Source organism: Streptomyces sp. 17_S59, from assembly GCF_056930295.1.
Map to the genome: position 1 here is coordinate 7,189,087 of NZ_JBXOWD010000001.1, position 21,387 is coordinate 7,210,473.

At 70.1% G+C, this 21,387-nt stretch carries 16 protein-coding genes; 7 read left to right on the plus strand and 9 right to left on the minus strand.

What is annotated here, in order from left to right; translation table 11 throughout:
• Positions 1-199 precede the first annotated feature (199 nt).
• Positions 200-3,052, plus strand: a complete 2,853-nt coding sequence (gene lanL, locus AC1Z4A_RS32310; protein ID WP_483683442.1) for a class IV lanthionine synthetase LanL — start codon at positions 200-202, stop codon at positions 3,050-3,052.
• A gap of 140 nt (positions 3,053-3,192) precedes the next feature.
• Positions 3,193-4,320 carry an LLM class flavin-dependent oxidoreductase gene (locus tag AC1Z4A_RS32315; protein ID WP_483683443.1) on the plus strand — a complete coding sequence of 376 codons (1,128 nt, stop codon included), beginning with the start codon at positions 3,193-3,195 and terminating at the stop codon, positions 4,318-4,320.
• A gap of 219 nt (positions 4,321-4,539) precedes the next feature.
• Here AC1Z4A_RS32315 and AC1Z4A_RS32320 read toward each other — a convergent pair whose 3' ends face one another.
• The 4 genes from AC1Z4A_RS32320 to AC1Z4A_RS32335 all read right to left on the minus strand — a co-directional run bounded on the left by AC1Z4A_RS32320 (position 4,540) and on the right by AC1Z4A_RS32335 (position 8,489).
• Positions 4,540-5,601, minus strand: a complete 1,062-nt coding sequence (locus tag AC1Z4A_RS32320) for a helix-turn-helix transcriptional regulator (RefSeq protein WP_483683444.1) — start codon at positions 5,599-5,601, stop codon at positions 4,540-4,542.
• 163 nt (positions 5,602-5,764) lie between these two features.
• On the minus strand, positions 5,765-6,805 hold the full coding sequence (locus AC1Z4A_RS32325; protein ID WP_483683445.1) for a vWA domain-containing protein: 1,041 nt from the start codon (positions 6,803-6,805) through the stop codon (positions 5,765-5,767).
• A gap of 561 nt (positions 6,806-7,366) precedes the next feature.
• Positions 7,367-7,693, minus strand: coding sequence for a hypothetical protein (locus AC1Z4A_RS32330; protein ID WP_483683446.1), 327 nt, complete (start codon positions 7,691-7,693; stop codon positions 7,367-7,369).
• A gap of 370 nt (positions 7,694-8,063) precedes the next feature.
• The gene (locus AC1Z4A_RS32335) at positions 8,064-8,489 is read right to left on the minus strand and encodes a DUF6924 domain-containing protein (protein ID WP_483683447.1); all 426 of its coding nucleotides are present in this window, start codon (positions 8,487-8,489) and stop codon (positions 8,064-8,066) included.
• A 208-nt stretch (positions 8,490-8,697) separates the two neighbouring features.
• Here AC1Z4A_RS32335 and AC1Z4A_RS32340 point away from each other — a divergent pair, with 208 nt between their 5' ends.
• On the plus strand, positions 8,698-9,279 hold the full coding sequence (locus tag AC1Z4A_RS32340; RefSeq protein ID WP_483683448.1) for a hypothetical protein: 582 nt from the start codon (positions 8,698-8,700) through the stop codon (positions 9,277-9,279).
• A 682-nt stretch (positions 9,280-9,961) separates the two neighbouring features.
• On the opposite strand, the gene AC1Z4A_RS32345 is transcribed toward AC1Z4A_RS32340, so the two are convergent.
• From AC1Z4A_RS32345 to AC1Z4A_RS32355, 3 genes are all read right to left on the minus strand, one after another.
• Complete coding sequence (locus AC1Z4A_RS32345; protein ID WP_483683449.1) at positions 9,962-10,099, minus strand: hypothetical protein; 138 nt, start codon at positions 10,097-10,099, stop codon at positions 9,962-9,964.
• The gene (locus tag AC1Z4A_RS32350; protein ID WP_483683450.1) at positions 10,099-10,395 is read right to left on the minus strand and encodes an HIT family protein; all 297 of its coding nucleotides are present in this window, start codon (positions 10,393-10,395) and stop codon (positions 10,099-10,101) included. Before AC1Z4A_RS32350 ends, AC1Z4A_RS32345 begins: the two co-directional genes overlap by 1 nt.
• Before the next feature lie 373 nt (positions 10,396-10,768).
• Positions 10,769-11,134: a hypothetical protein gene (locus AC1Z4A_RS32355; protein WP_483683451.1), complete on the minus strand. Its 366-nt coding sequence runs from the start codon at positions 11,132-11,134 to the stop codon at positions 10,769-10,771.
• Positions 11,135-11,887: 753 nt separating this feature from the next.
• Between AC1Z4A_RS32355 and AC1Z4A_RS32360 the strand changes: the two genes are divergently transcribed.
• Complete coding sequence (locus AC1Z4A_RS32360; protein ID WP_483683452.1) at positions 11,888-12,622, plus strand: dienelactone hydrolase family protein; 735 nt, start codon at positions 11,888-11,890, stop codon at positions 12,620-12,622.
• A gap of 325 nt (positions 12,623-12,947) precedes the next feature.
• Here the strand turns inward: AC1Z4A_RS32360 and AC1Z4A_RS32365 are convergent, their stop codons facing one another.
• Both AC1Z4A_RS32365 and AC1Z4A_RS32370 read right to left on the minus strand, forming a co-directional pair.
• The gene (locus tag AC1Z4A_RS32365; RefSeq protein WP_483683453.1) at positions 12,948-13,268 is read right to left on the minus strand and encodes a hypothetical protein; all 321 of its coding nucleotides are present in this window, start codon (positions 13,266-13,268) and stop codon (positions 12,948-12,950) included.
• Positions 13,269-13,376: 108 nt separating this feature from the next.
• Positions 13,377-15,146 (minus strand): hypothetical protein, encoded by a 1,770-nt coding sequence (locus AC1Z4A_RS32370; protein ID WP_483683454.1) that lies wholly within the window; start codon positions 15,144-15,146, stop codon positions 13,377-13,379.
• 1,028 nt (positions 15,147-16,174) lie between these two features.
• Between AC1Z4A_RS32370 and AC1Z4A_RS32375 the strand changes: the two genes are divergently transcribed.
• The 3 genes from AC1Z4A_RS32375 (at position 16,175) to AC1Z4A_RS32385 (ending at position 21,236) form a co-directional block, all read left to right on the plus strand.
• Positions 16,175-16,411 (plus strand): alpha/beta hydrolase fold domain-containing protein, encoded by a 237-nt coding sequence (locus tag AC1Z4A_RS32375; protein ID WP_483683792.1) that lies wholly within the window; start codon positions 16,175-16,177, stop codon positions 16,409-16,411.
• A 66-nt stretch (positions 16,412-16,477) separates the two neighbouring features.
• Positions 16,478-20,461, plus strand: coding sequence for a Pls/PosA family non-ribosomal peptide synthetase (locus tag AC1Z4A_RS32380; RefSeq protein ID WP_483683455.1), 3,984 nt, complete (start codon positions 16,478-16,480; stop codon positions 20,459-20,461).
• Between the two features lie 34 nt (positions 20,462-20,495).
• Positions 20,496-21,236: a BPL-N domain-containing protein gene (locus tag AC1Z4A_RS32385; protein ID WP_483675720.1), complete on the plus strand. Its 741-nt coding sequence runs from the start codon at positions 20,496-20,498 to the stop codon at positions 21,234-21,236.
• Positions 21,237-21,387: the final 151 nt, after the last annotated feature.

A 21,387-nucleotide genomic window follows, 5' to 3' on the forward strand; every position in this document is an offset into this window, starting at 1 on the left:
ACCAAGAACGAAGCAGTCGTTCACGATGCCGATGAAGACTCCGGTGAATCAGGCGGCAACGTCGGCGAGGCGGCAGCCGGCTCCTGAGGCGATATCACCTGTCAACCCCCAACAATTGGGGATGTCCGCCCGATGACCGCCATGCCAGAGTCGGTGACGGGAGGAGAGCGGACGCCTCCGGACGTCGAGGGAGGCGGAGATGCCGGGTCGGCTCATCGTCGCGGATGCAACGGTGCTGGAGGACTGCGTCCGCGCGGTGCTCGACCGCCACGGGGCGCGGGACTGGAACATGGTGGCGAAGGACTTCTGGTGCTACGTCCGGCCGCCCGGCGAGATCTCCTGCATTCAGGGGTGGAAGCTTCATATTTCGGCCACGCCGTTGTCGGCGCCATTGGCGCTCGCACGCGCGGCGGACGTACTCGTGCGTCACCGGTGCCATTTCAAGTTCGCCCGGACGATCGAGGGCGTCACGGATCTCGTATCCCGCCAGTGCGATCGGGGGGCAGCCGGCAAGTTCGTCACCGTCTACCCGGAAGGTGACGACCAGGCGCTGCGCGCACTGGCGGCGGAACTCGACGAGGCGACCGCAGGGCTGCCGGGACCGGCCGTCCTCTCCGACCGCCCTTGGCGGCCGGGAAGCTCGGTGCATTACCGGTTCGGGGTGTTCCACGGCGTGCCGATGCTCAGCAACGACGGTCAGTACGAGGCGATGCTGGTCGCCCCCGACGGGGCTCTTGTGCTGGACCAGCGGAGGGCACGGTTCTCTCCGCCCGCGTGGGCGCCGCGTGATCCGTTCGCCGAGGCCGGACACCACCCGGACGCCGCTGCGAACGGCTCGGCGGCTCCCCGCCCCGTCCTGCTGAACGACCGCTATCTGGTCCGGAGGGCCGTGCGCCAGCTGTGTACCGGTGGCGTGTACCGCGCCCTCGACCAGCAGACCGGCGCGACGGTCGTCGTCAAGCAGGCCCGCGCACACACCCAGGCCACGACGACAGGGAGCGACATCCGCGACATCCGCCGTCATGAGGCGGAGATGCTGCGACGGTTCGCCTCGTCGGGTGTCACTCCGCTTCTGGTCGATCTGTTCGAGCAGCAGGGCGACCTGTTTCTGGTGCAGGAAGAGATCGCCGGTATCACCTTGCGCCAGTGGGTGACGCAGAACATGCGGGTCCACGACGACGGCACCTGGGGAACGCCGCCGGACGATGTCCGGCAGATCGCCTCCCGACTCACCGACCTGGTCGCGTCGGTGCATTCCCGGGGCCTGGTGCTGCGCGACCTCAACCCCGGCAATGTGATGATCACCGGGAACGGCTCCCTGCGCCTGATCGACCTGGAACTCCTGGTCTCTCCCGGAGCACGGCCGGTCGTCCGCGGATACACGCCGGGCTATGCCGCACCGGAAGAGGTCGCCGCACCACGGATCGGCACCGCCCCGGCGCCCACGGCCGATCTGTACAGCCTGGGCGCGACCTTCTTCCATCTGGTCAGCGGTGTCGATCCGCTGCTGCCCGACGACAACCCCGTGACACGCCCGCGGCACGAGCGCATCGCGTACTGGCTCGGCCTGCTCGGAGCGGGCAACCCGGGCGCACGCTGCATGGCGGTCGTCACCCTCGCCCTCATGCACGAGGACCCCGGCCGGCGCCCCGGGCCGGCGGAAGTCCGTCGGCTGCTGACCGGGCAGACAGGCCCGGCCCGCCCGAACAGCCCCGCCGGATCGCTCCTGTCGCTCCCCGGAACCGCCAACGTGAAACATATGATCACCGACACGATCGACCACCTGGTGGCGACCATGGACATCGGTCACTCCTCACGGCTGTGGCCGACCGGCGCCTCGGGCACGGGCACGGATCCGTTCAACGTCCAGCACGGTGCCGCGGGAGTCCTGGGCACCCTGGTCCTGGCCCATCAGGCCCGGCCGGATGCTGCGCTGCGCAATGCCGTGGCATCTGCCGCCGGTTGGATCCGTTACCGGATCGCCCGCGAGCCGCGGGCGCTGCCCGGGCTCCACTTCGGCCGCTCCGGCACGGCCTGGGCGCTTGCGGAGGCCGGAGTGCTTCTCGGCGACGACGACCTGCTCGTGCTCGCGGGTGACCTGGCCCGGACGGTCCCTCTCCACTGGCCCAATCCGGACGTCTGCCATGGCGTCGCCGGCGCGGGACTGACTCAGCTCCGCCTCTGGGAAATCACCGGCGAGAAGGTCTTCCTCGAACGGGCGGGGCAGGCTGCAGAGGCGGTGGCCGCAGCGGCCGAGTACCGGGAAGGGCTCGTCCTCTGGCCCATCCCGCATCATTTTCCGTCCCGCCTCGCCGGGGCCACCCACTACGGTTTCGGGCACGGCGTCGCCGGCGTCGCCGCGTTCCTGCTGAGTGCCGGGCAGGCCACCGGCGAAGGCGCCTACGTGCGGCTGGCCGCGCAGGCAGCCGACACGCTCCGCTCCGTCGTGGTGGTACGTGACAACGCGGCGTACTGGCCCAAAGGCATGCAAGGCGACCATCCCGGCCGGCTGTGGAAGCACTGGTGCAGCGGCTCCTCCGGAATCGGCACGTTTCTGGTGCGCATGTGGCGGGAGAACGGCGACCAGCGGTTGCGTGAACTGGCCGGTCTGGCAGCCCACGCCGTTCACCGGTCGCGCTGGCAGGCCGGGACGACTCAGTGTCACGGGATCTCGGGCGACGGGGAGTTCCTCCTCGATCTCGCCGAAGCGACCGGCGAGGAACGCTACCGGGACTGGGCGGCGGATCTCGCGACGGCCGTCCTGGCACGCCACGCCCTGCAGGACGGACGCATGCTGCCTGCCGACGAGACCACGACCGGCCTGGCGGCCGATTTCGGTACCGGTACATCCGGAGTCCTGGCGTTCCTGCTGCGGCTGGCCCACGGCGGTCCCCGCCTGTGGCTGCCGCACCACAGCATCCGCGCCACCGAATCCGGTGCCGGCGCGGAGACACAAGAGACGGATGCGAGCCCGGAGGGAGGTGAAGACCATGGAGAACGAGAAGGCTGCGGCGGTCGATGTGACTGCCCTGCAGGCGCTGGAGACCGATGACGAGGCCGAGACCGCTCTGCAGAGCTGTCTGTGGACCTGTCCGGGGACCTCATGACACATCGGTGAAGGGCGGGCACGCGCGGCGTGCGTCGCGGTGCCCGCCCGCAGCCACGGCCGCACGCCGAGGAAGGAGCAATGAGATGCCGAGCCGTTCGCCTGCCTCGGTCTACTTTCCCGTCCAGCCGAAGCGGCTCGACAGCATCGCCGCCTTCGCCCGTCTCGTGCACCAGGGCCACGCTCGCCGGCTGTGGGCCGGCCAGTCCGTGGAAGGGCTGGAGATCCACCAGGTCCTCGCCGCGCTCACCGTGCGCTTCCCGGGAATTCCCCTGGGAACGGGCGTCGCGGTCACGTTGCTCAGGCATCCTTACGACGCCGCGCTGCACGCCCGCTCCCTGGCCCTGCTGTCCGGGGCACCCTGTGTCGCCGGTTACGGCCCCTCATACGCAGGAGCCCAGCGGGCGTTGCGGTCCACGTCCTATGCCGGCCCGTGCTCCGCGGCGGAGGAATACATCCGTCTCGCCCGCGCCCTCCTGGACGGTCGGAAGGTCCGGCACGACGGCGGCTACTTCACCCTGAACGCCGCTCTCAAGCCACTCGCGGCACCACCGGTCGAGCTCGGCCTGGGTGTCCTGCGTCCGGCAATGGCCCGCACAGCCGGGCTGGTGGCCGACGTGGCAATCACGCTGATGACCCCGCCCCGGTACATCCGCGACCACATCGTCCCCGCCCTGGAAGCCGGGGCCCGCGAGGCCGGCCGCAACCGCCCGCGCATCGCGACAATCGCGCAGATCGCCGTCGCACTCCCGGGGCGGGACCTCGAACACGTCACATTCACCGGGGCGTACCCGAACCTGACCCTGCCGCACTACACCGACATGTTCCGCCGTGCGGGAATCAGCACCGACCCGGGCGACCCGGCCGACGGGGCCAGGAAGCTCCTGCGCTCGGGAGGAGTTCTGACGGGAAACCCCGCCGAGATCGCCGCGTCCTTGCAGGAGTACCGCGCCTGCGGAGTGGACGAGGTCATCTTGAGCCCCGCCGGCGTGCTGCTCACCGAAGGCCTCGATGCGGCACTCGCCGACCTGCGGGAAGTCCTGGCGGAAGACGCCGTTCTGGCACCGGCCCCGCACATCGGCGCCCCGGGCACGCCTCGCTCACCCTTGACACCAGGGCCACGACGCGGCTCATCAGACTTCGGGGACCAGTCGGCCGACCTGATCTCGGAACCCGAAGCGCCGGACGGACGATGCGAAACCGTACGGCAGTGATGCAGCCGGCTCCGCGCGCCAGTGCCGGGCACCGCTAGCGGGGCGGTGGCCCCGCTATGCGGGGCCACCTTGGCGCGGGTACGCGTGAGGTCGGCAGGCGACCTGGAGATGGAACGGGCGGCCATCGAGTCCATGCCGAGGTTCTTCGCTTCCACGTACACGCCGTTGGCGCTCTTGTGGCCGCCGGCCGTGACGACCAGGCCCTGGAGTTGACAGCCCTCAGTGAGTGAGGCCGGCGACGAGTTCTTCTCGGCCCGCTATGCCGGTCTTGCGGTAGATGGACCGGAGGTGGTCGATCACGGTGTGCGGGGACCTGTCGAGGACGCGAGCGATGTGCTTGATGGTCAAGCCCTGCAGCAGGTGCCCAACGATCGCTTGCTCTCGCGGCGTGAGCCCGTACCAGGTTGAGATGGTGGACAGGAGAAGAGTGGCCGGGGCGGATTGGAACGTGATGCCCACGGCGCGCCGTTCGGTGTCCGGGTCGCCTTCGTCGTTGTTGAGGAACTGCGCGTGCACCGCGATCCAGCCGTCGGATGTCGGAACGCATCTGAGCGCCGGCTGGTTGGAGCGGCGCGCCGAGTAGGTGATGCCCCAGAGCCGTTGGCCGAGCTCTCCGTTGCTCGCCAGCGAGGCCTCGGGGACGAACTGGCCCAGCCAGCTGCGTGCGGACGGCGTGATGGCCTGGATCTTGTCGTCGGCGCCGATGACCACGACGCCTGGCAGCACACTGCGACGGCTCGGCCGCAGCGGCTGGGCGGCCACGAACCGTTTCAGGGCGGCGGCAAGGGGGGCCGAGAGGCGTTCGGCGTGCGCCGCGTCCGTTTCCGAGAACGGCCGGTTCCCCTGGTCCCGGAGGAGCGTCAGGCCGCCCCAGGCCACCCCGCCGAGCATCAGCGCGATGCGGATTTCGCTGCCGAACCCCTCCACCGGCACGACGCCGTGGGACCGGTCACTGTCTTTGAACAGGCGGGATCCCGAGTCGAGAGCACCGACCCGCTGGGAACTGTGCATCAAGTGTGCGAATGAGTGGGGTTCGGCAGCCGGCAAGTCGCCGACCTCCGGGTGCCTGGACGCGACGAGGCGGTAGCCGTTTCTTCCATGGCAGAAGCAGCTGGGGTCCAGACCCGCCAGCATGTATCGGTCGTGCGGGATGAGCTGGCCCACGAAGTGCGACAATGCGTGGGCCAGTTCCGGCACGGTCGTGGGATCCGCCGCCATGGCGGGCAGCGTGCGGTGGAGCCATTCTTCCGCCCCGGATCCGCTCTTGCGCTTCGCCGGCATGTCAACCCCCCAGTTACTGGGATGTTTCCGCGGCCGCGTTCGCAGCAAACTCGAGTCTATGCCGGAGGCGTGGAACTCTACGGGTGGGGCGTCGAGTATTTGTTCATGGAGGCCCGCGAGCCGAAGCTCAATCAGCGGATCTCCGTACGGTGTTTGTGGGGTGTCAGAGCATGAGGAGTAGGCGTGTGTTGGGTACGAGTTTGCGGTTGACGCTGGTGCTCTGCACGAAGATGGTGAAGTGGTCGTTGTGGTCGGGTTTGACGCGGGCTTCCATGTCCGGCAGGCCGAGGAGGGCCCGGGCCTCGGGTCCCGTGTAGACGCGGTCCGTCTTTTTCTCCAGCACTGCGATCTGCTTCTGTGCCTGGATCTTCTCCGGCTTGCTCAGCTGGTAGAACGCGGCGCCGGTTCGGTAGGTGTGCCCGCATTCGGTGACCCAGTCGCGGATTGCCGCGTCACGGGTCACGGGGATCAGCTGGTATTGCGACGGATTCACCGGGGTGAGGCCGGCTGCCTTGATGGTGTCCTTGTTGACTGCTTCCGCGCCTGTGGAGAACACGGCCCGTGATCCCCGGATGCCCTGGGTGCGGCCTACCATGAAGTTCTCGGTGGCCTGCCGGATGACCTGCCCGGCCTCTTCCAGGCCTTGTGTGCTGGTGGCGTCCCAGATGGCGATGTTGTCCTTCGGGAAGCCGCACTGCATGGCTTCGCGTTTGCCCATCTGGTCCGGTACGAGGACGGCGAGTGTCCAGTTGTCTTTCTGTGTCTCGATCATTTCGGCGACGGCCTGGGTCAGTTCACGCGGGTTCCTGGTGGGGGCGTCGGGGCAGCGGTGGCTTGCGTTTTCCTGGCCGTCGGTGAGTATGAATGTCAGGAAGCTGTGGTCGCCGTACAGCTGGGCTGTCTGTGCCAGCTCCCGCTGTGATTTCAGTGCGGCTGCCAGCAGGGCCGTCATTCCACCGGCCCGGTACAGCTGCTTGAGTGACGGCATCCGCAGTACGTCCTTGTCGTAGATGACGCACTTCACCTTGTCTGCGAAGACGTACACTGTGACGCGGGTTTCCTGGTCGAGTTCCCTTGAGCGGCGGGCAAGGTAGGCGATCTGCTGGTCGGCGACGTCGACGACTTTGCGGCTCAGGTGCGACATGGACGAGCTGGCGTCCAGTACAAGGGCAACGTGGTTGATGTAGTTCTGGTTTCCGGGCATGGCAGGTCCCCCTCATTCCGGCTTCCGGTTTGATGCTCCTACCGTCTCACCCACCACTGACAATCGGTCCTGGCTCCCGGGCTGGGGGAGGAGCCCGCCCGGCCGGGGGTGCAGCCGGGATGCGGCACGAGGCCCTGGGCACTGCGGCCGCGGGGACCGGCGGGGCCTGGTGGGGCGGGGATCTTCTCGTTGGCTGTGAAGTGCGCGGTATCTCGGCACTGGCCGTTGTGGCCCGGACCGCCCTGGCCCCTTCTGCTCCAGGCCGTGCTCCCGCGGCGGATTGCCCTGGCGCCGGTCTTTCCGGTGGTGACGGCGGGCAGGTCGGGCTCAGAGGGGGTCTAATGATCTCGCCGCGATGCTCGGACGCGCAGACGCCGGCATGCGCCCCGCACACGAAGCCTTGCTCGCCGGGTCCCCCTTCGTCGTCTGGGGCAGCTTGGTTCCAGCTGACCAACTCGTGCGCACCTACCGGACCCGGCTCCGGCGCACCCAGAGACGCGGGTAGCTGACACTCGCCCTCAGTGAGACCGTCACCCTCCGATCATCGTCAGATCGACCCGTTCACGGCTCGGCGTTCGTGAGCGAGCGCCAGCGGGCCTCCTCCGCTTCGTGTGAGCCGTCCGCTGTCGCCTCCGCCACTGCGAAGTCGCCATCGACCGGCAACCCGCCGCGAGAAAGAAGGATCAGGGGCCAGGCCGACGTCCTTGTAAAGCCGCTGAAGGAGTGCCAGGCCAAAGGGTGCTCAAGGCGCCATGCTTCTCTGTGGGCACCGGCGACCTCGTCACCAACCTGCGGGAACGCGTACGGACGGAAGAGCAGCTCCGGTTCGATCGGCTCCTGGCCGCCCGGATCGACGGTGCAGCCCTCCCTGCTCTTCGAGGTCCGCATCGAAGGACTGTCCATGCCGCAGCACATGAAGTGACGGGGTGGGTCGGGGCAACCAGCCCACGTCCCGAGGCGGGTCGAAGTGGCTTTCGGAGAGCATGTGAACCGTCGTGGCCGGGATCCCGACGTGACACTCTTCGCCCTCGGCAAGCTCGGAGGTATCCGGCATGAGCCGGAACAGCTCCATGTCCCAACTCGTAGTGGTCGCCTCTTCGGGGGAAGGCTCGGTCGCCGTTCCAGCGAAACCGCGAGTTCGGATCCACCTGGCGCCAGGGCCGGCGAAGGGAGACGTAGTGCGGCGAGACCTTGGTGACCTCAGCAGCCGCTGCCGGACAGGTCACTCGAAGCCCGTCCGCTGGCCGGAAGTCGTTCATCACGGTGCGCTCTCGAATCCGCGGTAGGTGCCCGACGCGTCCACCGCGTCAGCGAACTCGGCGAAGTCCATGTTGGCAATGGACAGGTTGTTCGAGATGTCGGCAAACCACCGGGGAGGGACTCGAAACGTCCGGCCAGGCTCGTCATACAGATCGACAGCCAGGAGCGGATGCTCGTCGTCCGTCATCGTGGTGTCATCCGCGACGAACAGATAGCAGATCTTGTCATCATCCTCGGCATCGCCGTCCGCGCCAACCAGTTCTTCAACGCTCACGCCGGCGAACAGCGTGTCGCTGACGTACGTCGCGTTGCGGTACTCGTCAACGCCGTCGATGGCCGCTCGCACCGCCTCCCAGGCTGAGTCGCTGCTGAAGTCGATGCGCAAGACGAGCGAGGTCAGATCGTCAGGTTGAGGCAAGGCCATGCAGGTGATCCAACCACCCTGTCGGCGTACTCGCGAATGTGCTCAGTCACGCACGGGTGAACGGACTCTGTCGCAGATCTTGTGATGCTGGGTCGTCCGCAGCTCGCACTGATGTCGATCCCCGTGAGCGGCCTGCCCGGAACGCCGTGTCATGCTGGCCGACCACGGGCGGCCATGATCGCCATCGCTGCAAGCGGAAAGGGATACGATGCGCATTCCATGGCGCCGACGGTCGGCCGGGCGGTCGCGGCGGCTCCTCGACATTGCGGGTGTCAAGCCCGGGTCGGTTGATGAAACCGACGACCTGGACGTCTGCCGGCAGGTCGCCTTTCGGGTAGCCCGGCGGGACCACGGCGCGACCGCTGAGGTTCTGGCGGTCGTCGAGGAACTGCTGAAAGACGAGGCCGAGTACGAGTTCGTCGTCACGTTCCTGGAGAACCTCCAGAACCTCGTGTCCCATGGCCTCGACACGCTTCGGTCCACCGACGAGATACGTCTGCTGCTCGGACCCCGAAGCGCGATCTGCTGGGACACCGTGACCGCTTTCTGGGCCGCGGTGGCTGACTGGCGGGTTCGCACCGGCATGCCGCTGGAGTCTGCCGCCCCGCTCCTCGGCGCCCAGAACGAACACCTGCGCATGCTCCTGTGGACGGCGAACAGGACCCTCTCGACGGGCGAGAAGCTCGGGATCGCTGACGCCGTGCGCTACGAGAAGGCCGCCGGGTCGCCTGTCCCCGGATACAGCCACATCGCAGTCGCACTGCGCATCGCCGGGCAGGACGGGCCCTGACCCGGCAACGGGGGAGGCCGCAAGCACTCAGGCTTCACAAGATCAGCGACAGAGCCGAGAATCGTGATCGTCCACAGCTCCCGGACCGCTGCGTCCCGCTTGCCCGCCGGGTGTCTGGGCCTGTTGCTCGGTGCGCTCGCGGAGCGCGGCAATAGCGAGGGGGATGAGGGCGAGGATCCCCGCGCTCTCCGGGGCGCGCTGGGCCGGGGCCCCGGCCGGGACCTCCAGGGCTGTGGCCACGTCCTCCACCGCACCCGGGTTCCACCCGTCCGGAGCCGCCGCATCAGCCAGAGTGCACGCGGCGAGCACCACCGCCTCGGCGTGCTGCTCCAGCGGCTTCTCCTCGGAGGGATCCGGTGATGCCAGAACCTCCGTTGACCGGTGAACGGCTGGGCCGCTGATTCGTATGTTGCGTCTGCGTGCGGGGTGGACGGAGGACGACCTCGCCCGTGCCCTCGTCGCCGACTCCGGCCGGGCCACGGTCACCCGTACCGAGGTGTGGCGGTGGAAGGCGGAGTTTGGGCATCCCACCAACCGCCCTGGCCTACTTCGACGACGAGCCGACCTTCGTCCAGGCCGCGCGATCCCTGGTCATCCAAGCGCACCTTTTTCAACGGCACGGACGATTTCATCGCCCGGCTACGCCACCTCGGCGTGCCCTTGGCCGGCCAGTGAGGCCCAGCTACACCTCGCGGCGCACGGACTGATGCACTGACTCCCGGGGCGCGCCGTCGCGAATGGCGACCATCGCGGTGCGGATGCGCTCCGCCATGCCGGCTGCCTTTGCCGGGGACGGGGACAGGACGCGGTTCTCGCTCATCAGGGCGTGGAACTGCTGCTCCTGGTAAGGGACACCGGGCGGCAGCCCGCGATGTGCCAGTGAAGGTGGGCGTTCCCCTGCTGGCTCCCGAGCGAGTACAGGTACGTCCGCTCAGGGCCCAGGACAGCCTCGGCAGCAACAGCGGCCCCACGGACGAACAGCATGAGCCAGGTATAGGCAGTCTCGTCCAGGTCGCGGACGACATGCTCGACGTGCCGCCTCGGGGCGACGAGGATCTTCCCGGGCAACGTGGGCCACCGGTCCAGGAACGCGATGTGGTCTTCGTCCTCGAACACGGTCTCGTGAGGGTAGTCCGGGTGCCCGCGGAGAAAGGCGCAGATGAAGCACGGACCGCTCTGCGAACGCTCGACGTACGCCTCAAGATCCATGTGCTGCCGGCCCATGAACGATCACAGACCGCGTGCGGTGAGGAGCCCGGGGACACGGGGGCGAAGGTGCCGTGCCGGATGCTGGCCGTCTGGCGCAGGCCCAGAATCCTGGCGGCCAGGCGATGGTCCTCGATGTTGAGAGCCTGGGTCGCGGTGTCCGGGTCGCAGATAACGATGCGGCCTCCTGGGCGGATGATGCGCAGCATCTCTCGCCCAGGAGCGGGTGAGCTTGTCGGTGACGGCTGCTTGGCTGGGTCGCCGCACCCTCGCCGCTCTCCGGTCAGGAGGTTTTCTGCAGCAGCCAGGCGTTCGGCGTGAAGGAGGAGTTGACGAAGACCACGCAGCCGCCGCTGTAGTAGGTCTGGATCTTGGTCCAGCCCTTGGGCGGGAGCGCGCTGGCGCAGGCGTTGACCTGGGTGCCGACGGGAAGGCCGTCGAGTTGCTTGATCATCTTGATGTTCGAGCCGCCCATCACGCGGCACGAGGCGCTGGTGCCCCAGTTCACGTCGACCCAGCCGTCCGGGGTCATCGAGTCGGCGCACACCGTGCGGGTCTCGCCCGGTGACGCCTGGGCCGGGCTCGCCGTGACGGAGGTGGCGAGCGTCGCGCCGAGAAGTGCCAGACCCGCGGTGCGGAGTCGTCTCATGGGGTGTCTCCCAAGCGTGAAGAGTGCACTGATGCGCTGATGAGTGATCAGTGTTGGCCACGGGCATTCAATGGCCTGTGTGAAGGTCTTGAGGAGAGTGTTTTCGGCCATGAACGGCCGCGAAGGGCGTTCTCAAGGTTTTCTCAAGGCCTTGAGGAAGCCGTGGGAAAGCCGCTGTGCCGCATGGGCGCGGGCCCGTGCGGCACAGTCGTGGGCGGCGGTGGACGCCCGGTCCGTCTGACGGGTGCTCCGGTAAAGCTCCGGTGATGGCCTGCCCACCGGCGGGAAGTACGGGTGTGCGGCACTCCGCCGCCTGGCTGTGGTGACGGTGCAGGGCATCGTCCACCGAGCGGACCGCACGGTGGGCCTGCGCCGACTTGAAGTCGCAGGTCAAAGGGCTGGTGTGACCGGTGCTCAGGGTGCTCACGCTGGTCATGGGCGGCTGTCTGCGCAGTAGAGCGTCCGTCAGCGGTTGATTGCCGGTTTTTCGGTGCTCGAAGCGGTGGCGGACGTGCGCTTCCCGGCCAGTGGCAGGCGTGACTTTCGGCGCCGTGGTGTTCGGCCACGGAGCCTCCGCGAAAACCCGTTGGCGGAACCACGGCGGCCACTGCTACGTTTCCGGAGGCCGTGCAAGAGAGCGAGGAGGTGGTATCCGTGAACGCAGTATCGACATGGGTGCTCCCCTCCGGGGTCACGGTTGGGCGATAGGTCGTCCGGGAGCGCCGTTCATGAGCTCTCCCGAAAGGCACGACCATGCACTTCACTTCTGAACAGCGTCTTGACGACGGCGTCCTCGAGCGCGAATTCACCCTCGGCGAGATCCCCGGCATCCTGTGGACGCCCGGATCCGCATCCGCACCGGTGCCGCTGATCCTGCTCAGCCCCCCTCCTCTCGGGCTGCGCAAGACGTACCCCCGGCTGGTGGCCCGGGCCCGGCGCTCCGCGGTGGACGGCTTCGCCACGGCCACCATTGAGCTTCCCGGAAGCGGCGACCGGCCCCGTTGGCCCGCCGCCGAGCAGGCCCGCGCCGACCTGCGCCGGGCTGTGGAGGCCGGTGAGCGGGTCAGCGACGAGATCATCGATGCCCTCATCCTCCCGCTGGTCGACAAGGCGGTCCCGGAATGGCAGGCCGCCCTGGACGCTCTCCTGTCGCTGCCCGGGATCGGCGGCCCGGTCGGGTACTCGGGGGGAGTGATCTCCATCGGGACCCGGCTGGCGGTGGTCGAGCCGCGCATCTCGGCTGCTGTTCTGTTCGCCGGGAGTTTCGTCCCCCGGGCCATGTTCGAGGAGGCCCGCCAGGTCACCATTCCTGTGCACGTCCTGCTGCAGTGGGACGACGAAGGGAACGACCGGCAGGCGGCCCTGGAACTGTTCGACGCCTTCGGCTCCAAGGAGAAGACGCTGCACGCCAATATGGGCGGGCACACCGGCGTCCCGCAGTTCGCGGGGGACGCCGCGGCCCAGTTCTTCACCCGGCACCTGAAGTGACGCCGGGCCGTCAGGCCACCAGCAGACGGTAGCCGTGTCGGCCAGGATGCTGCTCATCCAGGGACAGGCCCCGGCCCTCCTCGGCTCTCTGCAGCACGGGCCCCTGCCAGACTCTCGGCAGGGGCCCGTGCTGCCCGAAGCCATGAATTGCTCGACGTCTTGACGCTGGGAGGTGGTGGCTGGCTTGGTGTGTTGCTGCTGTGTTGAGAGGCAGGCCCAGCCGGTAGGCACTTCCGCAGGCATCGCTCAGAAAGTGGAGAAGCGCAGGAAGTGGCCCCTGTCGCCGGAACCGAGTCCGGCGACAGGGGCCGCTTCCTGCGTGGCATTAAAGGTCGGAGGGAAGGCTCTTGCCGGTTTCGGCGTCGTAGGCGAGCCCTGTCGGCGACAGGCGAACCATCCGGGTGGGCGGCTTAGCGTCCTCGTGCCAGTTTGTTCCGCCAACCGTTGCACGCACTGTCACGTCGGCAAGCGGGTCCTTGACCGGCACCGAGACCTCAGGTGCTCGGGGGAACCACTTGTCGTTCCCCCGCGTGCTCTGCGCGCTCTCGCCTGATGTGGCATCGATGCGCAGAAACTTGGCGTTCCGGTCGAAGTAGCTGCGCAGCTCCACTACGACGTGGTCCCGGTTGCTGTTCCAGTGGGCCACGACGTCTGCTTTGACGCCGTCGATGTGGAGTGCTGCGCCGGACCTGCGCTTGTACGCGGCGGCTTTCGCCTGACGCTGTTGGGTTTGCTGTTCGTCTTGAGCGTTCTGTCAGACGCACGCCCCGGCGATGCCCAGGGCCGCGATCGTGGCGATGTAGGGCCAGGTGCGCCGACGCGGTTGTGTGTGTCCTTTGCCGTCCGACGTCGGGCTGGGCAGGGTGGTGGGTGCGGGCGGCTGGGGTGTGCTGTGCCATGCCATTCCCGCTGTATCGCCGGTTCCGGGCTGCTGCCACCATTCCACGTCTTTGCCCATGCGGGCGACAGTAGCGCGGAGCCCGGCTGCTTGGTCGGGGTTGCCGCACAGCTCCGCTACCTGGGCTTGGATCGCGAGCCAGGAAATGGCCTGATCCGAGTTGATCCCGTACGTGTTGATGTCCTCGCGCTCGCCGATAGCCGCCATCTGAGCGGCCTCGCTGCACCGGCCTTGCCTCGCGGCCTGGAGGACGTCCTGGTGCCGGGTGTCGATGACGTTCGGCGGCATCTCCCATTCCCAGTCACCATCCTCTTCGCTGGTGTCCTGCTCGATGGACACTGCCGCCTCCGCCAGGGCGTCGCCCTCGTCGCCATGGTCCCTGTCGGCGTCGACGTCCATCTCGGTCTCGGCGGCCTGTTCGGCGTCGGCTTCCGCGTCGGCCACGGCGCCTATGGCCTGTTGGGCCTGGCGGCGTCGTGCGGAGGTGTCGGTGAGCCGTGCTTCATCCTCGTTCAGTACGGTCTGGACGATGTCGACATAGTCGGGGCCGACCTTCCACACGGCCTGTCCGGGGTCCAGCGTCGGGATCTTCTCCACCGCCCAGGCCGGCAGGCTGAGCAGCGCGCCGACGATGGCTGCTTCTTCCGGTCCGAGGCGTCCGATGTGGGCGACCTCGCACAGCCGCGCCAGGTCCTGTGCCCGGCCGTCGCCCAGGTCGGAGAGTGTGTGCATCAGCACGTCCAGGGACAACGCCGCCTTGCGGGAGTTCTTCAGCAGGCGCTGGATCAGCTCGGCTGTGGCGGGGGAGAGGAGGATCTGCCATGCCTCCTCGAGCACCAGGTGGCGGTGCACGGCGGTGGACTGCCGCAGCCACAGGTGCTCTGCCCAGCACGACACGGCGGCCATCAAGGCGGGGATGGCGGGGCTGTTGCGGTCGAGCCCGGAGAAGTCGAAGCTCAGGATCGGCAGGTCCGTCTCGGGCAGGGCCGCGTTCTGGCCGTCGAATAGGCCGCGCAGGCTGCCCTCGGTGTAGCGGGACAGCGCGATCGCGGCGCCCTCACCCCACCCGGTCAGTTTCGCCGCCGGCCATCGGCCGTCCTCGGGGCGCACCAGTGCGTCCACCAGGCCGTCCAGCGAGGTGGCCTTCGGGTGGTTCAGGGCGTGCTGGAGGGCGTGGGTGGCCTGGGGGCTGAGCGCGTTGGGCTCCACTGCGGCGATCAGTGAGCGGACGAGTTGCTCACGGACCTCGGGCGGGAACAAGTCGCTGCAGGGGTTGAGGGTAAAGCTGCCGGCCTGGATGACCCGCCCACCCAGTTCGCGTACGAGCGGTGCCCATTCGCCGCCGGCGTTGTCCTCGCCGAAGCTGTCGATGACGACGGCCTGGTGGGCGTGCTCGAGGATCTCCCGCCGGATGCGGACCTTGGCGGTCGTGGATTTACCGGATCCCAGGCCGCCCAGGCCGAGGCTGTTCGTGGAGGGCAGGATGGCGGCTTCGGCGAGAACGGGGGAGAGGCGGAAGGGGCGGCCGTCCAGCAGGGACCGCCCGATCGGGATGCCGGGGAACCTGGTGGTGGAGGCGACGAGCGGCGCCGTGATCGCGGCATGGGTGGAGGGCAGACGGATCACAGGATCGCCCCCTTCCTGGTGGAAGCTCCGTGGGGAGTGGTCATCGCGTGGGCGCGGTGCTGCTGGCCCGCGAGCCAGTCGAGGTGGATGCAGTGCTGGTCGGCCGCGAGCTCGGCCTGCCAGCGGGCGTCCGTGACGGTCTCGGGGCTGTCGCCCCACACCGTCAGGTAGGCGTCGATGTCCACGAGCGTCGCGCCCTGGACGAGCGCGCCACGCGCGGCGCTGGAGGCGATCTCGTGAGCGTCCTGCTTGACCTTGTCGGTGGTGAATGCCTGGGCTGCGGCGCGCTGCCATTTCGCCGACCGCCGGGACTGGCCCACTGGCAGCGGCCGGTACAGCACCGCCAGGGACCGGTCAGACTCCTGGCCCAGCAGCAGCCGGGGCATAAGGTCGCCGCCGCTCTCCTCGGGCCAGCCGGTGATCCGCGCGGTGGAGGCGTAGCGGCCGTCGTCCAGGGCCGCCCAGCTGGCGCCGCGGTCGGTCACCGCGGGGATCGGCTCGGGTGTCAGGGGCGCGAGGGCGCCCAGGGCCGCGAACTCGCCCTCGAGGGTGTCGAGGATGCGAGCGGGCTGTCCGACCAGCCCCTTAGGGATGTACACGGACACCGTCTGCGAGTGGTCGGTGTAGTCGCCGACCGTGGCGTGGTAGCTGACGTGGACCTGGATACCGGCGGTGCGGGCCTGGCCGCCGGCGAAGTTCAAGGCGTGGGAGAACGCATCGTGAAACGCCGCCCGCCGCAGCGGGTCCTGCATGGTGCCATGGTCCGGGTACAGGGCCCAGGTCCTGGCCGCTCCCGGACGCGCGAACGCGACGCCGGGCGTGGTCTTCTCCCGCAGGTGCCGGTATCCGACGGCCGCCCAGCGGGCGATCGAGCGAGGTCCCGGCGCCACGTTGAGCAGGGCCGCGGCCGCGCCCACCGTGCCGAAGGTCCACGCGGGCGGCGGGGTGAGCATCGCTGACATCAGGACGGCGCCCCCGACCACGCGGGCGACGACCCGGCCGTACGGAGCTGCGCCCAGGTCTCCCCGCTGCGCGCCGAGAGCCTCGCGGGGCTCGCGCCCGCGGTCGTCGCCACCGCGCAGTACGACCCGCTGCGCGACGAGGGTCTGGCCTACGCGGAAGCGCTGCGCGACGCCGGGGTGGAGGTGTTCGCGCGGAACTACGAGGGGCTGATCCACGGCTTCTTGAATCTCTACCCCTTCTCCCCCGGTGCCGACGCCGCGGCGGGCGAGCTGTTCGCCCGACTCGCCGGCCTGCTCAAGTGAGCGGCCTGGGGCCGCCGCTCCCGGCCCAGGGATGCGATCACTTGTGATCGACGATGCCATGGAGACATGGCCACGTACAGGCCGGCCACGGGCGCCGCACGGCTGCACCGCGTGTTCGAGGCCGCCTGTGACCGCTCGCCGTCGGCCACCGCGCTGGAGTGCGAGCAGCACAGGCTGACCTACGGCGAACTCGACGCCCGCGCCAATCAGCTCGCCCATCACCTCCGCGGCCTGGGCATCGGCCCGGGGTCACGGGTCGCGATCCTGGTGCCGCGGTCGGTGGAGACGTACGTGTCCTTGCTGGGGGTGGGCAAGGCCGGGGCGACGTTCCTGCCCGTCGACCCGGCGGCGCCACCGGCCCGGGTCGGCTTCATCACCGAGGACGCCGACGTCAACCTGGTGCTGACCGCCTCCGGCGCCGCGCGGGCGGCCGAAGGGATCGCCCGCCGCGTCCTCGACCTCGGCACGCGCGGGCCGGAGCTCGCGGCGGCGCCCCGCACCCGCTTGCCGCCCGGCCGGGAGGAGGACGATCCGCTGGCGTACATCATGTACACCTCGGGTTCGAGCGGCAGGCCCAAGGGCGTGCGGATCGCCCAGTCGAGCATCTGCAACTTCCTCCGCTACGTGCCCGAGCTGTACGACGTGCGGCCCGAGGACCGGGTCCACCAGGGCATGACGATCTCCTTCGACTTCTCCATCGAGGAGATCTGGCCGACGTGGGCGGTCGGCGCCACGCTCGTCGCGGGCCCGGCCGGCTCGGCGCAGTTCGGCGCCGAGCTGGCCGACTGGCTGGAGGAGCGCGGGATCACGGTGCTGTACTGCGTGCCGACGCTGCTGGCGACGATCCCCCGGGACCTCCCGCTCCTGCGCGCCATCATGGTCGGCGGAGAGGCGTGCCCGGCCCGGCTCGTCGAGCGGTGGAGCAGGCCCGGGCGCCGCATCCTCAACACCTACGGCCCGACCGAGGCCACGGTCACCGCCACCGTCGGGGAACTGCTGCCGGGTCGGCCCGTGACCATCGGCAGGCCGCTGCCGACCTGTTCGGTGGTGCTGCTCGACGAGGAGCGCCGGCCCGTGCCCGACGGCGCGGTCGGGGAGATCTGCGTCGGCGGCCCCGGCGTCGCCCGTGGCTACATCGGGCGGCCGGAGCTGACCGCCGACCGGTTCATCGAGCATCCGCTGGCACCGCCGGGCGGCAGGCTCTACCGCACGGGCGACCTCGGACGCAGGACCCCGGACGGGCAGTTCGAGTATCTGGGCCGGGCCGACGCCGAGGTGAAGGTCCGCGGGCACCGGGTCGATCTCGGTGAGATCGACAACGTGCTGCTGGAGGAGCCCGGTGTGGCCGAGGCGGCCACCACCTTGATGCCCGCGCCCGACGTGGAGGGCGGCGCGGCCGAACTGTCCGCCTACGTGGTGCGGTCGGCGGAAGGCACCGAAACGGACGAGACCCTCCTCGCCCGGCTGCACGAGCACGCGCGACGCAGGCTGCCCGCCTACATGGTCCCGTCCTTCCTGGACATCCTCACCGAGCTGCCCGCCATGCCGAGTGGCAAGGTGGACCGGCGCAAGCTGCCCCCGCCGACCGGCCGCCGCCTGCTGGGCGGCGGCGAAGTGGTGCCGCCCCGGGGCGAGGTGGAGGAGAAGGTGCGGGACGCCTGGGCGGAGGCGTTCGGCGTCGGCTCCGCGTCGCTGTCGGCGGAGGAGGACTTCTTCACCGACCTCGGCGGCCACTCCCTCCTCGCGGCCCGCGTCGTGTCACTGCTGCGTGACCGGGGCATCGGCACCCCCGCTCTGCGCGACCTCTACGCCCACCCCACTGTGCGCGGCCTCGCCGCCGTGCTGGACGCACCGGCCGCCACCACTCCGCCGGCCGGTCCGCCCCGCCCGGCGCCGATCCGCCACAGCGGCGGCCGGATCGCGGCCGCGGGGGCCGTCCAGGCGGGGGCGCTCTATCTGGTGCTGCTCTCCTTCACGCTGCCGCTGGTCTGGGTGCTCGACCACGGCGGCGGTCAGCTCTCGCTGCGGACCTCGCTGCGCGCCGCGGCTGCCGTGCTGATCAGCTACCTCTTCCTGCGCTGGGTCGTCCCGGCCGCGCTCGCGCGCCCGCTGGCGGCGGGCATCCGGCCGGGCCGCTACCGGCTGTGGGGCAGGACCTACCTCCGGCTGTGGTCGCTGGGCCTGCTGCTGAGCCTCAGTCCGTTGCCGGTGCTGAGCGGTTCGCCCATGATGGCCGCGTACCTGCGCCTGCTCGGCGCGCGCGTCGGACCCCGCACCACGATCGCGACGAACGCCCTGTCGCTGCCCACGCTGCTGCGGGTCGGCGGTGATTCCGCGATCGGCTACGGCGCCACCCTGCACCCGTGGCGCGTGGCGGACGGCTGGGTGACGGTCGCCCCGATCGAGATCGGCCCGCGGTGCTACGTGGGCGCCAACGCGGTCCTCGAACCCGGCGCCCGCATGGGGGCCGGGTCGGGGCTCGGCGAGCAGTCGGTGATCGGCCAGGGAGAGGCGATTCCCCCCGGGGCCCGCTGGGCCGGGTCGCCGCCGGGCCCGACGGACGCGCTCTCCCCCGACGTGGAGGCCATGCTGCGCGCCGACGGCGACGCCGGCCGGTGGCGGCCGCGGCACCTCGCCGCCGCGCTGCTCGGCCTCGCGGCCCTGGAGGCCGGCGTGCTCGCCATGATCGTGCCGAGCTTGGTGCTGGTGTGGTGGTCCCTGCTCGTCCGGGGCTCCTGGGCGGCACTCCTCGTCTCGCTGCTGTCCGGCCCGGTGTACGTGCTGACCGTGTGCTGCGCGGTCGCCGTCGGCAAACGCCTGGTCCTGCCCACCCCGCCGGCCGGTGTCCGGCCGCTGCGGTCCTCGCTGGGCGTGCGCAAGTGGCTGGCGGACAAGCTCCTGGAGTTCAGCCTGGCGTTCACCAATTCCCTCTACGCCACGCTCTACACCGTGCCGTGGCTGCGGGTCCTCGGCGCGCGGATCGGGCGGGGCGCGGAGGTCTCCACCGCCGCGCACCTCGACCCGGGCCTGCTCACCCTCGGCGACGGCAGCTTCGTCGCGGACATGGCCAGCATCGGTGCCGCTTCCTTCGCGGCCGGACGCGTCTCGTTCGGGCCCACCGAGGTGGGCCGGCGGGCGTTCGTCGGCAACGCCGCGTGCGTACCGGCCGGCACCCGGACGGGGCCGGGCTCCCTCGTCGGCGTGGGCACGGTGCCGCCGCGGGAGGAGGTGCCGGCGGGCACCTCGTGGCTGGGGTCGCCCGCGATCCACCTGCCGGTGCGCCAGAGCAGCGGCGCCTTCCCCGAAGAGCTGACGTTCACGCCGACCCGCAAGGCGGTCCTCCAGCGGCTGGGCATCGAGTTCTTCCGCGCCACCATGCCCGCGTCGGTGCTGGGCACGAGCCTGTTCCTGTACGTGCTGGCGCTCGCCGGCCTGGTCCGTCTGCCGGGCCTCCTGCTCCCCGTACTCGTGGCGCCGGTCCTGCTGATGAGCGTGGGCCTCGGTGTGATCGCCTACTGCGCGGTGGTCAAGCGCCTGGTCGCCGGGGTCTACCGGCCGCGGGTCGAGCCGCTGTGGAGCCTCTTCGTGCGGCGTACGGAGTTCGTCACCGGCCTCTTCGAGGCGGCCGCCGTACCGGCCGGGGTGGCCGCCCTGACCGGGACCCCGTTCCTGCCGCCGGTGCTGCGCTGGTTCGGCGCCCGTATCGGCAGACGCACCTGGATCAGCACCACCTACCTCACCGAGTTCGACCTGGTGGACATCGGCGATGACGCCGCGGTGGGCACGGGCGTATCGTTGCAGACACACCTGTTCGAAGACCGTGTCATGAAGATGTCGACGGTCACCCTCCAGGCGGGCACCAGCATCGGCACCCGGGCGATCGTGCTCTACGACGGCGTGGTCGGCGAGGGCGTCTGGCTCGACGCGCTGTCGCTGCTCATGAAGGGCGAGCACCTCACGCCGGGCACGAGCTGGCGCGGCATCCCGGCCCAGGGCGTGGCCCACCGGGACGTCGGCCGCGAGCACGCGCCCGGACCCCGCCACCGGTGAACGCCGACCGGACACGGGCGGTGAGGCAGCACTCATGGCACTCAACGGCATCCTCGATTCCCTCCGCCGGGCGTTCGGCAGCAGGAGCGCCCCCGTCGACGTCCCCGTCCGGGCCGCCGGCGAGCGCCCGCTGGCGCTCGTCTACCGCGGACCGGCCACCCTGCCCGGCTGCCCGGAAGCGGTGGCCCGGCTGCTGGCCGCCGGGCCGTGGGACCTGGACATCCGCTACACCGGCCCGCACGAGGCCGTACCGCTGTCGGCCGAATCGCTGGCCCAGGCGTGGGTGTACGCCCAGCCGGGCGGCGGCACGCTGTCCCACGCGTACCGGCACCTCAGACGGCAGCGCGAGGCCATCCGCGGCTACGTCCACGGCGGCGGCCGCTATCTGGGCTTCTGCCTCGGCGGCTATCTGGCCGGGGCCACCCCGGGGTTCGGCCTGCTGCCCGGCGACACCGACCAGTACATCGGCTCACCGGGCGCCACCGTCCAGGACGAGAGCAACACACTGGTCGACGTGGACTGGCGCGGCCTGCGCCGCACCCTGTTCTTCCAGGACGGTCCGCAGTTCCTCCTCGACCCGGGCGCGCACTCGACGGTCCTGGCCACCTATACGAACGGCACGGTCGCCGCACTCGTCGCCCCCTTCGGCGCGGGCCGCGTCGGGGTCGTGGGGCCGCACCCGGAGGCCACCGACGACTGGTTCACCGACGTCGGCCTCCCCGTCCACCACGGCCACGACCTGGGCCTCGACCTCGCGGGCGCGGTGCTGGAGTGAGCGTGCCGGAGTGACCCATACAGGTGCCGGGCGCGCGGGCTCCGGGACCGTGTGGCAGTCTGCGCGCAGAGCCCGGCCCGTCGAACCGCATGAGGGTCTTCTCGCGGCGGACGGTTTTGCCGACGTCGTAGCGGGGTGCCTGAGGCGGGGG

Excerpts from the sequence above, each read along its gene's own strand:
- AC1Z4A_RS32340 (WP_483683448.1), top strand. The coding sequence starts at position 8,698 with ATGCGCATTCCATGGCGCCGACGGTCGGCCGGGCGGTCGCGGCGGCTC.
- AC1Z4A_RS32335 (WP_483683447.1), bottom strand. The coding sequence starts at position 8,489 with ATGGCCTTGCCTCAACCTGACGATCTGACCTCGCTCGTCTTGCGCATC.
- AC1Z4A_RS32325 (WP_483683445.1), bottom strand. The coding sequence starts at position 6,805 with ATGCCCGGAAACCAGAACTACATCAACCACGTTGCCCTTGTACTGGAC.
- AC1Z4A_RS32320 (WP_483683444.1), bottom strand. The coding sequence starts at position 5,601 with ATGCCGGCGAAGCGCAAGAGCGGATCCGGGGCGGAAGAATGGCTCCAC.
- AC1Z4A_RS32345 (WP_483683449.1), bottom strand. The coding sequence starts at position 10,099 with ATGAGCGAGAACCGCGTCCTGTCCCCGTCCCCGGCAAAGGCAGCCGGC.
- lanL (WP_483683442.1), top strand. The coding sequence starts at position 200 with ATGCCGGGTCGGCTCATCGTCGCGGATGCAACGGTGCTGGAGGACTGC.
- AC1Z4A_RS32315 (WP_483683443.1), top strand. The coding sequence starts at position 3,193 with ATGCCGAGCCGTTCGCCTGCCTCGGTCTACTTTCCCGTCCAGCCGAAG.
- AC1Z4A_RS32355 (WP_483683451.1), bottom strand. The coding sequence starts at position 11,134 with ATGAGACGACTCCGCACCGCGGGTCTGGCACTTCTCGGCGCGACGCTC.
- AC1Z4A_RS32380 (WP_483683455.1), top strand. The coding sequence starts at position 16,478 with ATGGCCACGTACAGGCCGGCCACGGGCGCCGCACGGCTGCACCGCGTG.
- AC1Z4A_RS32330 (WP_483683446.1), bottom strand. The coding sequence starts at position 7,693 with ATGCGGACCTCGAAGAGCAGGGAGGGCTGCACCGTCGATCCGGGCGGC.
- AC1Z4A_RS32360 (WP_483683452.1), top strand. The coding sequence starts at position 11,888 with ATGCACTTCACTTCTGAACAGCGTCTTGACGACGGCGTCCTCGAGCGC.
- AC1Z4A_RS32385 (WP_483675720.1), top strand. The coding sequence starts at position 20,496 with ATGGCACTCAACGGCATCCTCGATTCCCTCCGCCGGGCGTTCGGCAGC.